Here is an 11,135-nt window from a genome sequence, read left to right as displayed (position 1 = left end):
AGGAGTTCCGCAATTTCTACGAGCGGTACATGAAAGGGGAGAAGCTGCAGCCCGGTTGGGTGAACGAATCCGATTTTCAGAAGAAGCCGTGAACCAGTGGGTCCTGGCAAAGCCGATGGAGGCGTATCCCTCACGGGTTTCCTGGTCAGCGTCTGACAATCCTGCCGGTGGATATCGTCAAGCGGAGCCGCAAGCTTCCCATCGTCAGGGATCTCTATATCATTGACATCGGACATTTTCCCACGGCGCACGGCCACTTCATTCGCCGGCCTACTGGCAGAGAAGAGACCATTCCCATTTACTGCACCGATGGGCGGGGATGGTGCGAGGGGCGGATCGCCATTGGGACATAACAGCGGGATGGGCTCTCTTCATCCCCATGGGGGTTCCTCATATCTACGGCGCTCATGCCGAGACACCGTGGTTCAAGGGCTTTTGCGCCACGCCCGGTTTGGACTACGCTGTCAGCACATGCAACGTCGACGATTCCTGCAGTCCGCGGGCCTGATCGCCGCCGGCACGGCGGCTCCCTTCGTCCTCCCGTCCCGGCTCTTCGCCGATCAGGCGCCGAGCGAGCGCGTGACGCTCGGCTTCATCGGCACCGGGCGCCAGGCGCAGGCCCTCAACATCCCCGAGTTCATGGCGGTACCGGGCGTGCAGGTGGTGGCCGTGTGCGACGTGGACAGCTGGCGGGCCGGGCAGGCCAAGGCACTCGTTGAGTCCACGTACGCCAAGCGGCAGCCCTCCGGCAGCTATCGCGGCTGCGCCGCGTTCCGTGACTTTCGCGAGCTGCTCGCGCGGACGGACATCGACGCCGTCATGATCTCGACGCCCGACCACTGGCACGTGCCAATGGCGCTCGCCGCGCTCAGGGCAGGCAAGGACGTGTCGCTCGAGAAGCCCATCACCCGCTACATCAGCGAGGGCCGGCGCGTCGTGAAGACGACCGCGCAGCACACGCGTGTGTTCCGGGTGGACAGCGAGTTCCGATCGCTCGAGCGCTTCCATCGTGCGGCAGAGTTGGTGCGCAACCGCCGCATCGGCAAGCTTCACACGATCCGCGTGGCCTCACCGAAGGAGGAGTTTCCCGAGGAGGCAGAGATCGTGACGGCGCCGCCAGCGGACCTCGACTACGACCTGTGGCTCGGGCCCGCCGAGAAGGTGCCGTATATGCAGAAACGCGTGCACCCGCCGCGCGATCTCAAGAGCCGGCCGGGATGGTTCCGCAGCAAGCTGTTTGCCGACGGCATGCTCACCAACTGGGGCGCGCACCTGGTGGACGTCGCGCAGTGGGCCAACGGCACCGAGCGTACCGGGCCGGTGGAGGTGCAGGCCACAGGCAAGTACCACGACGGCGCGGTCTGGAACGTGCTCGAGACGTTCGATGCGCGGTTCCGCTTCGCCAACGGCGTGCAGCTCTTCTACACGATGGATCAGCCGAACATCCGCTTCGAGGGGGACAAGGGCTGGCTCCAGGTCAACTACGCGACGTCCGCACAGCACCCTGAGCTCCTCGAGGCCAGCAGTCCCGACATCCTCGCGGCACGCCTCGGTTCGAGCGACGTGCGATTCCCCCTTCGCAGCGAGCGCGTGGACTTCATCGACGCCGTCAGGACACGCGGCCAGACGATGGAGGATGCCGAAGTGGGGCAGCGGACGATCTCTATCTGCCACCTGGCGCACATCGGCATCCAGCGTGACGGCGCGACGCTGACCTGGGACCCCGACAACGAACGCTTTCCGAATGACGAGGCAGCCAACACGCTGCTCACGGGGCCGGCATCGCGGGCTCCCTGGGCCGACTGACGACTGATATGCGACTAGGAGTGATTGCCCTTGGACGCGGGCGATGGTGGCGGCAGACCTTGGGCGTTATGCAAACCGGCCTAGGTGATTAAAAAGGGGTACAGAACGTTGTTACCATCTTGGGCGACCCGAACAGAACGAACCCTCCAGACCGCTGCTGCGACTCGATGCTGATCCGGAACGTCTACTATCATTTCGCCGATCCGTCGGCGATGAATCGCAGTCTCATGGCTGGATTGAAGCCGGGTGGGCGACTCGTCGTGATTGATTTTCCACCTGACAACGATCGCTTCTATCCTCCGGCGGATCGAGCCGATGGGGACGGACATGGAGTGGTTGCCTCGGCCGTTGCGGATGAACTGAAGGCGGCAGGATGCTCACTATCGGTGCCATCAGGGAAGCGGTCAGACAGATCGATCCCAACCTGCCGCTCCAGGACGTCTCGACCCAGATAGAGGAGGTCGAGGGCCGTTTCCAGCAGGAGAAGCTGTTCGCGCAGGCCTACACGCTCTTCGGAGCCCTCGCGCTGGTCGTGGCTGCCGTGGGCCTCTTCGGGCTGATGTCCTACGACGTGTCGCTCCGGACGAACGAGATCGGCATCCGCATGGCCCTTGGCGCGCAGCGCGGCGACGTGCTGCGGCTCGTGATGCGGGAATCGATGCTGCTCGTCGCGCTCGGCATCGCGATCGGCCTGGCCGTCGCGATTGGATCCAGCCGTTTCGTGGCCACGCTCCTCTATGACCTCGCGCCCACCGATGCACTCTCGATCGCGGTGGCTGTCGTGGTGATAGTGGTGGTGTCCGCGGTCGCGGGGTTCATCCCGGCCCGTCGCGCGTCGAAGGTGGACCCCATGGTCGCGCTGCACGAGCTGTAGGCGGTCGGTCCCGCTACGATGAGTTTGAGCGGAAGCTCGACAATTTGGCTAACGCACGTGCAGGTCAAACTGGATAAATAGACCGGACGCTTCTCTAGCTTTTGTCCCGTCCGTATCCCAAACACGATGGGCTACGTAGAGATCAATATGGATGATCCGACTGGCATCGATGCCTCTGGGCCCTTCGAGGCGCGTTACCTCGCGTTCCTCGAAACCGTCACGCACCTTCGGCCCAGCCTGCACCGTTACTGTTCCCGCATGACTGGATCGGTGTTGGACGGCGAGGACATCGTTCAGGATTCGCTGTTTCAGGCTTATCGGAAGCTCGAAACGTATGACGACGACCGCCCGCTGGCGCCATGGCTGTTTCGGATCGCACACAATCGATGCATCGATTTCCTTCGCCGCCGTGAGGTTCGTCAGGAGGCGGAGGCAGCCGGCATGGGGCCAGACTCCGTCATGCCTGCCTATCCGCCTGGCCGCATCTTTGACCGCGCAGTCGAGCACCTCGTGCTAGCGCTCCCTCCAAAAGAACGCGCCTGCGTGCTGTTGAAAGACGTGTTCGACTACTCACTGGAGGAAATCGCGGAGCTCGTCGACTCCACTGTAGGCGGCGTCAAGGCCGCGCTCAATCGTGGGCGATCGAAATTGTCGTCGCTGCCTCAACTCTTGACGCCGTCGCGCGCGGCCAATCCTGAAATGTCACGCCTGCTCCATCTCTACGTGGAGCGATTCAATCAACGCGATTGGGATGGACTCCGTGAATTGATCACAGCCGACGCTCGCCTGCGCGTGGCGGACCGGTTCGCAGGTCCGCTCCACGACGCACCGTACTTCGGCCGCTACGAGCGCTTGACGATTCCGTGGCGAATGGCGGTGGGCGAGGTGGACGGCGAACCGGCCGTCCTCGCCCTGCGCCAACACAACGGGAGCTGGATACCCCACTCGATCGTTCGCGTCGACGTGACGGACCATCTCATCACGCGCGTCGTCGACTACTTGCACTGCCCTTGGGTACTACCCGGGACCACCTCTGTCGTCATCGAAGCCTCCTAGAGAGGGACGCGTATCTTCGATTGCTCCGGAGCCGTAATACAGAGTAGAAATACACACTTCGCGAAGGAGAAACAATGCACACGAAAGAAGCTATTACATTCGCGCTGACCACTTCGAATGGAGCCGTCCTGAGCGTCATCGACAAGATGAGCGATGCGGCAACTACATTCCCGACGCCGAATGGCGGATGCCATCCGCTCTGGGTCCTCGGTCATCTGACGATCGTCGAAGGCATGATCCCAGGAGTGCTCTTCGGAGATGAGAATCCCGTCGCTGAGTGGCAGAAGTACTTCGGTGAGAGCTCGGAACCAGTCGACAATGCCGGCGCGTATCCATCTTTCGCCGAGGTTCGAGAGAAGTATCTTGCATTGCGGGAACGGAATCTAAAGCTCCTGGAATCGCTCAGCGACGAGGACCTCGACAAGCCGACTAAGGCGCCGCCCCAAGGAAGAGAACATGAGTTCGCAACGTATGGGCGGAGCTTTTTGGTGCTGGCCCTGCACCAGATGATGCATCGCAGCCACGTGACTGACGCCCTACGTGCGGCCGGGCGTACGGCGCTGGCGGCACAAGCCTCCAACTAAGGCTGCACTCGTCCAGGGCCGCTGCCGAGCTAGGCCGCCGCCCCGACGAAGTCTTGATCCGCACCCAGGTGAGCTTGAATAGCTAGAGCGCAGATTTGTGATAACAACGGTGGCAGGATTGTCTTGCCACCGGCGTTGTCATGATCCGACCGCTGCCGTCCGGCCTGGTCTTCGTACCGGATGGGTCTACCCTTGACGACTAGTCAGGAGCCATCGATGTCTGTGGTCGGTCGCCACGTGGGGTTTGCCCGCGACCGTACGCAGGCGTCCACAACTGTGCGCTAAGATCCGCTGTGCATGCCGACGATCAAGCACAATCCCCCTGAGCTATTCCCCCAGTATCGGGCCTACAGTCACGGTGTCGAGGTTCGCGGCGACGCACGCTTTCTCTTTATCAGTGGGCTCAACGGCTACGAGTCCGACGGGAAGACGATGCCGGAGTCGTTCGACGAGCAGGCGGAACTGATTTGGCAACACATTCGTGCGATCTTGCGCTCCGCCGACATGGATGTTCACAACATCGTGTCGCTCCGGACGTACCTGGCCGATCCCGCGGACGATGAGGCGAACGTCCGGATGCGCGTGAAGCATCTGGGCGACCACGAGTGCGCGTCAACCGTTGTGTGCTGTCGCCTGTTGGAGCCACGCTGGCGCCTAGAGGTCGAAGCGGTCGCCGCTGCATAGCAGCTCATTCGAGCGCGACGAGGTGCGCATCTGTACGCCAAGTCAGGTTGGTAATGAAAAACGCCGCAGTGTTTCGAGACCATCGCGGACATAACTGACCGGACGCCACGTTGCGAGTGGATCTCGACCCGCCCCGCAAGAGGTCTGCCTCTTTGCCCATTCCGGACCGCCTCCTAAGGGCGTCTAGGCCTGCCGGGCGCGTGCTACGATGCCGCGGGACTTGGTATCTGCTGTACGCGGGCAGCTGCGATGCACCGCGGAGACGAGGAGCTGTTCCTATGCGTGTCACCCGCCGAGACTTCTGCTCCCAGATCGCGGCCACCGTACCGCTCACCACCCTTCCCCTCACGACCCATCCCCTCAGGGTGCAGCCGACCGACGATGGCGAGCAGAAGCTGCCGCCGCGACTGATCGTGAGCTGCAATCTGTATTCGTTCAACCAGGCTCTCACCACGGGCGCGATGGTGCTGCCGAAGGTGATGGAGTACTGCGCGTCGATCGGGTTCGACGCGGTCGATCCAACCGGCTACTACTTCGCCGGATATCCGACGCCACCCGGGGACGAGGCGATCTACCGGATCAAGCATCGCGCCTTCCGCCTTGGGCTCGACATCAGCGGCACCGGCATCCGCACGGATTTCGCCGTGCCTCGAGAGGAGGATCGCGCCTCGGACCTGGCGCTGACGGAGCGGTGGGTGGAGGTGGCCGCGAAGCTAGGCGCGCCGATGCTGCGGGTCTTCGCCGGGCCCGGGGCGCCCGGGACAACGTGGACCGACGCACGCGAGCGCGTCATCGCGGCGCTCGAAGCGGCCGCGGCCGTCGGGGCGCGACATGGTGTGGCGATCGTCGTGCAGAACCACGAGGACGTGCTGCGAACGGCCGACGAGGTCCTCGAGATCCGGCGGCGTATTCCCTTGGAGTGGCTGGGCTTGAACGTCGATATCGGCAGTCTCCGCACCGGCGACCCGTACGAGGAGATCGCACGACTGGCGCCGTTCGCCTACACATGGCAGATCAAAGAGCTCGTCTACCGCCGTGGGCGCGCGGAGAAGACCAACCTTGCGACGATCGTACGGATCCTGCGCGAGTCGAACTATCGCGGCTTCGTGCCGCTGGAGACCCTCGGCGAGGGTGATGCCCGGCAGAAGGTTCGCCGCCTGCTGGACGAGTTCCGCGAGGCGCTGTGATCTCGTGCGTTCTATCGGGCTGCTGCGATGCTGATCTTGTTGCAGCTCGTCGATGTGAAGCTCCCATCAAGAGTGACTACTCCGCGCGCACGGCCTTCACCGGATCGACGTGCGCCGCATGGCGTGCTGGGATCCATGCGGCCATCAGACCGTCACCGCCAAGACGACGACCGTTGCTACCAACGTCAGCGGATAAGACGGCTCTGTCTCGAACAGACAACTTGCGATCACACGCGCGACGGCGTAGGCGGTCGTGACGAAAATGCCGACCAAGGTCAGCAGCAGGCCGAGACCACCGAGCAGGGTCGGCACGCTGGCTGACTTGCAGGTCCTCAACCGGAACCCGCTCGAGGACATCCGTCACACGTTGTCTATCCGCTACGTGATGAAGGGCGGGCGGCTGTACGATGCGGAGACGCTCTACGAGATCTGGCCGCAACCGCGGCCCGCGCCACGGCAATGGTGGTGGGATGACGACTCCGTGGCACAACAGGTGAACAGGGCGCGAGGGCTTTCTCACTGAGCTCGCGTAGCAGCTCAACGAAGACCTGCCCAACGGCTGGGAGGGCGTGCTCACCACTGTGCGCGAACCAGATCTCCTCCTCCGCCCAAGATTCAGCGATCGGGATGCCTCGCAGCCGCCCCTCTGCGATGTCCTGCAGGACGGTCCGTAGTGGCAGGATCGTCACACCCATACCGAGCGTCACAGCTTGTTTCATCGCCTCCAGCGTGGGCAAGAGCGCGGTCATCTGTAGCGAGAGGCCGCGTTGGTCACAGGTCTTGAGGACGAGGGCTCGCAGAGAAGAGGGCTCGCTGTGCGCGATGAGCCGTTCGGCCGCGAGGTCGTCCAGGCAGACGCAGGCCTTCGCGGCCAGCGGGTGGCTCGGTGCGGTCACGAGGACGATGCGGTCACGTCCCAGCGGCACGGCCGACAGGTGCCTGTTAGGCGGGGCGAAGCTGAAGAGAGCGCCGTGTAAGTCTCCGCAGCTTACACCGGCCACAAGATCCACCGACCGCCCCCGGCGCAGCTCGACACGTACGCCCGGATGATGTAGGCCGAAGCGATCGAGGACCGAGACCACAAACGGCACGAACGAATCGTTCAAGCCGAGGCGGAGGGCACCGTGGGCGGCGCCACGAAGATCGGCCATCGCAAACGTCGCTTCCTGCCGAATCCGGCACAGCCGTCGCGCATAGTCCAACAGGATTCTGCCAGCGTCCGTCAGGTCAGGGGGCTTCGCTCGCCTGAGAAAGAGCGGCTGATGTACCGACGCTTCGAGCCGCTGGACCGCGAAGGTCACGGCAGGCTGCGAGCAACCCAGTCGCTCGGCCGCCCGTACGAAGCTTCGTTCCTCCGCTACCACGAGAAACGTCTTCAGATCACGGAGATCCATGGCCTGTTCCTCTCTGGCCCCGTGCTTGCCGGCAGAACGACAAGGCGCCACCGGCCAACGGGATGTGCGCAAAAATGAAAAGGGCCATCACCTTTGCTTGGGTGATGGCCCTTTTTGCTGCGGAAATGGTCGTAGCTACATCACCCGTCTCGTATGACGCTAATGTCGATGACGGCTACGACGACGACCGCAGAGTGGCACGCGAAGGGGCGTGTGCGCGCAGACGACTTCCTCGCCGCCAGACTGGCAGCCCGAGGAGGGGCGAACGCACTCACCACAGCGTGCATGATACGCATAGTAAACCGCATTGTGCTGCGGCGCAACCGGTGCGAGGCGCTAAGGATCAGACGCCGAGGTCACCGGCCCACAGCCGATCGACGAAGACACGCCAGGGGAGGATGTCGATACCGTCATCGGTGCGGCGCGCTGCGCGTTCAAGGGACACGACGACGTCCCGGCGGACCTTCCATTCGCCGCGAAGGGCCGCTAGGCCACGAATGTCGCCTTCGTGCACGCGCGCGGCCCCTTTGATCTCGACGGCGAGGTTCATGTCACCGATGACGAAATCCACTTCCTGACCGCCCGCGGTCCGCCAGACGTCGCCATGTCGCGCGCCTGCCGCTCGACGAGGGTGCGCGTCGCTCCGCACCCGAAGTCTGCCAAGCCGGCTGATATACTGCCGGCGTGCGCAACGTTTATTTCGATCTCACCAAGGAGTTCAACGCACACGAGCAGGTGGCCGTGCTCACATCCGGTCAGGCCGTCGTGTTCTATCGTGCTGCGATCATGAGCAAGGACGGTGACTGGATCGTCCGCGAGACCGAGACCGCCTGCGCCCACGTGCTTTCGGTGTTGGGACAGCATCGGGCGCAGTATCGACCGGGGGCGCCCCTGGACGTGCGATGGCTGGCCGGAGGCTGGTCGAGCCATTTCGAGTTTCGAGACACACGTGGTCGCCGCATTCGATGTGACTTTCTCAGCCGACCACCGCGGGTGACGTCCGATGCGCCGCGGTGAAGGTCGAGAGGCGGTTGTCGTGGCGCTTGCCCGCGAAATCGATCAGGCGCAGCAACGCGATCGCTCGCGGCTGCTGCGCTACGAACAAGCGGCCCAACAGTGCTTGAGCGAGTTCCGGCGGTTACCACTAAGAGATCTACCACTGGTGAGAGCGCACGAGCTCGTGCTGACGCTGGCCGAGAGACACCTTCCGACGACTCCGCGCCCGGGGGAATCCGACGATGCAACTGCTCAGTGACGACGACCTGAATCTGAAGGAGATGACCGACGAAGAACTGGAGGCCGCCTGGGACCTGTGGTTCGACCTGGCACAGACGACCAACGAGGCAGATCCGCCCTACACGCATGGCGTTCTGATGGGCCTCGGTCACATGCCGCACTCACAAGGGGATCCGAAGCAGGAAGAGCCGCCCGACGCGAGCCCTTCCTAGGGGGCTAGTCCTCTCTCAGGCACCTTCGTCCCCGCCAGTCACGCCCGTTTTACCGCTTGTTGGTGTGAAAACGCCGTCAATGCGCTCAGCGGCGCGCAGGGGTAGTCCGAGCTTCAGCCCACAAGCCGGCCATCTCGATCTCGATGGCGTCGAAGGGCACGGCGCGGACGCGCTCGTTGTCCCTGTAGGTGGTCTGGAGCGTCCAGCGAGATCCGACGAGGACCAGGACTTCGAGCGTCTTGGCAATCGGATCGAGCAGCCACAGGTGCCGTACGTGCACCCGTCCGTCGACGCCAAGCTTCTTGTCCCGATCGAGTCGTGCGGTCGACGGCGATAGAACCTCACAGACCCAGTCCGGCGCAAGCGTGGAGAAGGTCACGTCCGGGAGCTCTGGCATCCGCTCGACGCGCCAGCCAGCGAGATCCGGGACGACCACGTCCGAACCGAAATGGAGCTCTGGCTCGTCCAGAATCCACCAGCCACCAAGCTCACCACCACTTTCATCGAACGGGGCGAGATCCATACCAAGTTTGGAGCCCGCGCGCGAGTGTCGGAACGCCGGTCGCGGCGACGTGTACAGCACGCCATCGATAATTTCCGCGACCAGATGATCCGGTACCTGCAGGAGGTCATCGTAGGTCGCCCGCCGCCGCAAGCCCTTACCATCCATGACCGGTTGAAGCATAGCATGCCTCCTTTGACGACACTCGACGACGATGGCATCGTCTTAGACGGGGCGTCAAGCGCAAACGGAAGGGCCTATGCTCGTGGCCGGCCGGACCAGGATTCGCCCCGTTCAAGCCGATGTTACGGTGACGGCACTGCTTCTTGCCGTGTCGCCGTTGTGATCTGCCAGCCTAGTGCGTCAAATAGAGACATGCGACTGCTGCGTCCCACCACCGAGGAATCGGCGCACGCCGAACTGTTCGTCTAGCGCTACCCGGCTCTGCTGCGGCAAGCGCGCGGCGCCTGCTGCGCTCGATGCAGGTGGGGAGCCCGCTGTCCGAGATTCTGTACTCCGAGAAAAGCGAGAGCTGGCACTTTCCCGCCCGGTACTATTCGTTCACCGCTGGCGCGGCACAGTTCTTTCAACTCGACACGGTCGATCTGTCGGAACGCGAGCTGCGCTGGCTGGACGAGGAGCTCGCGAAGAGCACGGCGCCCTGGAAGGTCGTCTACGGGCATTACCAGATCTACTCTGCGACCCGAGGGGACAACGATGCAGAGCAGACGACCTCATCGAGCGACTGCTGCCGATTCTCAAGAAACATGGGGTCCAGCTCTACATCTGTGGCCACGACCACAACCTCCAGATCCTCGAGCCCGAAGGCAGCGTGAACTTCGTGGTCGCGGGTGCCGGCGGTGCGGCTCTTTATGATCTCCGCCAGGAGGATTACGCGCGCAGCACCGTCAAGGAGAAGCAGCACGGCTTTGCCGTCATCGAAGTCGACCGACAGGCCCTCAACGTTCGTTTGGTCAATAGCGAAGGCGAAGAGCTCGGCGTGCTCGAGCTGACACAGTAGTACACCCGAAGCAGGGAGACTCAATATGATGCAGGCCAAGGCGTATGCGTCTCGTCTGGTCGACACGCAGCCCAGTCGACGGTTGAACGCACAGCTCTTATTTCGGATGCTCATCGATGCCGACGCCGAGGGTCGCATCGCGGAGCGCACCGAGCACTATGCGACGTTGACCAAAGAGTACGCCGACTTCGACGAGGCACGGCGAGCCCACGGCTATTCGCCCGAGCGCAGAGTCCGGCCCGGGAAAACGCTGCCTGCCTTCTCAGTGGCGTCGTTGAGCGACGAGGCCGTGACGATTACGAACGCGAACGTGGAGGGCAAGGTAGAACTACGGCTCCTCCTATGGGTCGGAGGCCAGCTTTCCGCTCACACCGGAGCAGTTGAACGTGTCGCTGAAAAGCTCGCTCGTGCCGCCGGACCGCTCGACGCTCTATCAGTTCGCGTCAGACCTGGATCTGCCGTACACGCTGCAGTGGAACGTCAGCGTCTTCTGAGAAGCGCTTTCTCCAGAGAGGTGGCGCGCACTAGTCCCAAAACAAGCGTGTTCTAACTCGGTTCATGAGCGCACGCCGATGACAT

The 11,135-nt window shown here is 63.2% G+C and carries 15 protein-coding genes; 12 read left to right on the top strand and 3 right to left on the bottom strand.

The window, feature by feature from the left end; all coding sequences use genetic code 11:
- Window positions 1-309 precede the first annotated feature (309 nt).
- The 7 genes from GEV06_26915 (at window position 310) to GEV06_26885 (ending at window position 6,191) form a co-directional block, all read left to right on the top strand.
- Window positions 310-1,806, top strand: coding sequence for a gfo/Idh/MocA family oxidoreductase (locus GEV06_26915; protein MPZ21491.1), 1,497 nt, complete (start codon window positions 310-312; stop codon window positions 1,804-1,806).
- Between the two features lie 373 nt (window positions 1,807-2,179).
- The gene (locus GEV06_26910; GenBank protein ID MPZ21490.1) at window positions 2,180-2,680 is read left to right on the top strand and encodes an FtsX-like permease family protein; all 501 of its coding nucleotides are present in this window, start codon (window positions 2,180-2,182) and stop codon (window positions 2,678-2,680) included.
- Between the two features lie 147 nt (window positions 2,681-2,827).
- Window positions 2,828-3,736, top strand: a complete 909-nt coding sequence (locus tag GEV06_26905; GenBank protein MPZ21489.1) for a sigma-70 family RNA polymerase sigma factor — start codon at window positions 2,828-2,830, stop codon at window positions 3,734-3,736.
- A 74-nt stretch (window positions 3,737-3,810) separates the two neighbouring features.
- The gene (locus GEV06_26900; GenBank protein ID MPZ21488.1) at window positions 3,811-4,320 is read left to right on the top strand and encodes a DUF664 domain-containing protein; all 510 of its coding nucleotides are present in this window, start codon (window positions 3,811-3,813) and stop codon (window positions 4,318-4,320) included.
- A gap of 140 nt (window positions 4,321-4,460) precedes the next feature.
- Window positions 4,461-4,523 carry a hypothetical protein gene (locus GEV06_26895; GenBank protein MPZ21487.1) on the top strand — a complete coding sequence of 21 codons (63 nt, stop codon included), beginning with the start codon at window positions 4,461-4,463 and terminating at the stop codon, window positions 4,521-4,523.
- Window positions 4,524-4,617: 94 nt separating this feature from the next.
- Window positions 4,618-5,004, top strand: a complete 387-nt coding sequence (locus tag GEV06_26890; protein MPZ21486.1) for a RidA family protein — start codon at window positions 4,618-4,620, stop codon at window positions 5,002-5,004.
- Between the two features lie 278 nt (window positions 5,005-5,282).
- Entirely contained in the window at window positions 5,283-6,191 is a 909-nt protein-coding gene (locus GEV06_26885) for a TIM barrel protein (GenBank protein MPZ21485.1), read from the top strand.
- Window positions 6,192-6,562: 371 nt separating this feature from the next.
- Here GEV06_26885 and GEV06_26880 read toward each other — a convergent pair whose 3' ends face one another.
- Together GEV06_26880 and GEV06_26875 are read right to left on the bottom strand one after the other, a co-directional pair.
- Window positions 6,563-7,585 (bottom strand): LysR family transcriptional regulator, encoded by a 1,023-nt coding sequence (locus GEV06_26880; GenBank protein ID MPZ21484.1) that lies wholly within the window; start codon window positions 7,583-7,585, stop codon window positions 6,563-6,565.
- Window positions 7,586-7,928: 343 nt separating this feature from the next.
- Window positions 7,929-8,234 carry a hypothetical protein gene (locus tag GEV06_26875; protein ID MPZ21483.1) on the bottom strand — a complete coding sequence of 102 codons (306 nt, stop codon included), beginning with the start codon at window positions 8,232-8,234 and terminating at the stop codon, window positions 7,929-7,931.
- A 35-nt stretch (window positions 8,235-8,269) separates the two neighbouring features.
- Here GEV06_26875 and GEV06_26870 point away from each other — a divergent pair, with 35 nt between their 5' ends.
- The 3 genes from GEV06_26870 to GEV06_26860 are packed head-to-tail and all read left to right on the top strand — an operon-like array spanning window position 8,270 to window position 9,033.
- A complete protein-coding gene (locus GEV06_26870) occupies window positions 8,270-8,602 on the top strand; it encodes a hypothetical protein (GenBank protein ID MPZ21482.1) in 333 nt (110 codons plus the stop codon).
- Window positions 8,589-8,840, top strand: coding sequence for a hypothetical protein (locus GEV06_26865; GenBank protein MPZ21481.1), 252 nt, complete (start codon window positions 8,589-8,591; stop codon window positions 8,838-8,840). The genes GEV06_26870 and GEV06_26865 overlap by 14 nt, the downstream gene beginning before the upstream one ends.
- Window positions 8,824-9,033, top strand: coding sequence for a hypothetical protein (locus GEV06_26860; protein MPZ21480.1), 210 nt, complete (start codon window positions 8,824-8,826; stop codon window positions 9,031-9,033). The genes GEV06_26865 and GEV06_26860 overlap by 17 nt, the downstream gene beginning before the upstream one ends.
- 85 nt (window positions 9,034-9,118) lie before the next feature.
- Here GEV06_26860 and GEV06_26855 read toward each other — a convergent pair whose 3' ends face one another.
- Window positions 9,119-9,703 carry a Uma2 family endonuclease gene (locus tag GEV06_26855; protein MPZ21479.1) on the bottom strand — a complete coding sequence of 195 codons (585 nt, stop codon included), beginning with the start codon at window positions 9,701-9,703 and terminating at the stop codon, window positions 9,119-9,121.
- Between the two features lie 311 nt (window positions 9,704-10,014).
- Here GEV06_26855 and GEV06_26850 point away from each other — a divergent pair, with 311 nt between their 5' ends.
- Together GEV06_26850 and GEV06_26845 are read left to right on the top strand one after the other, a co-directional pair.
- Window positions 10,015-10,371 (top strand): hypothetical protein, encoded by a 357-nt coding sequence (locus tag GEV06_26850; protein ID MPZ21478.1) that lies wholly within the window; start codon window positions 10,015-10,017, stop codon window positions 10,369-10,371.
- Window positions 10,368-10,556, top strand: coding sequence for a hypothetical protein (locus tag GEV06_26845; protein ID MPZ21477.1), 189 nt, complete (start codon window positions 10,368-10,370; stop codon window positions 10,554-10,556). The genes GEV06_26850 and GEV06_26845 overlap by 4 nt, the downstream gene beginning before the upstream one ends.
- Window positions 10,557-11,135: the final 579 nt, after the last annotated feature.

Source organism: Luteitalea sp. (assembly GCA_009377605.1).
Lineage (GTDB): Bacteria > Acidobacteriota > Vicinamibacteria > Vicinamibacterales > Vicinamibacteraceae > WHTT01.
The sequence above is the reverse complement of the archived record's forward strand: the minus strand, read 5'-3'. Positions and strand labels throughout refer to the sequence as shown.

What these genes read in the sequence shown, in the direction of transcription:
- GEV06_26915 (MPZ21491.1), top strand. Translation starts at nt 310, where the DNA reads ATGGGCGGGGATGGTGCGAGGGGCGGATCGCCATTGGGACATAACAGC.
- GEV06_26910 (MPZ21490.1), top strand. Translation starts at nt 2,180, where the DNA reads ATGCTCACTATCGGTGCCATCAGGGAAGCGGTCAGACAGATCGATCCC.
- GEV06_26905 (MPZ21489.1), top strand. Translation starts at nt 2,828, where the DNA reads ATGGATGATCCGACTGGCATCGATGCCTCTGGGCCCTTCGAGGCGCGT.
- GEV06_26900 (MPZ21488.1), top strand. Translation starts at nt 3,811, where the DNA reads ATGCACACGAAAGAAGCTATTACATTCGCGCTGACCACTTCGAATGGA.
- GEV06_26890 (MPZ21486.1), top strand. Translation starts at nt 4,618, where the DNA reads ATGCCGACGATCAAGCACAATCCCCCTGAGCTATTCCCCCAGTATCGG.
- GEV06_26885 (MPZ21485.1), top strand. Translation starts at nt 5,283, where the DNA reads ATGCGTGTCACCCGCCGAGACTTCTGCTCCCAGATCGCGGCCACCGTA.
- GEV06_26880 (MPZ21484.1), bottom strand. Translation starts at nt 7,585, where the DNA reads ATGGATCTCCGTGATCTGAAGACGTTTCTCGTGGTAGCGGAGGAACGA.
- GEV06_26865 (MPZ21481.1), top strand. Translation starts at nt 8,589, where the DNA reads ATGCGCCGCGGTGAAGGTCGAGAGGCGGTTGTCGTGGCGCTTGCCCGC.
- GEV06_26860 (MPZ21480.1), top strand. Translation starts at nt 8,824, where the DNA reads ATGCAACTGCTCAGTGACGACGACCTGAATCTGAAGGAGATGACCGAC.
- GEV06_26855 (MPZ21479.1), bottom strand. Translation starts at nt 9,703, where the DNA reads ATGGATGGTAAGGGCTTGCGGCGGCGGGCGACCTACGATGACCTCCTG.
- GEV06_26850 (MPZ21478.1), top strand. Translation starts at nt 10,015, where the DNA reads ATGCAGGTGGGGAGCCCGCTGTCCGAGATTCTGTACTCCGAGAAAAGC.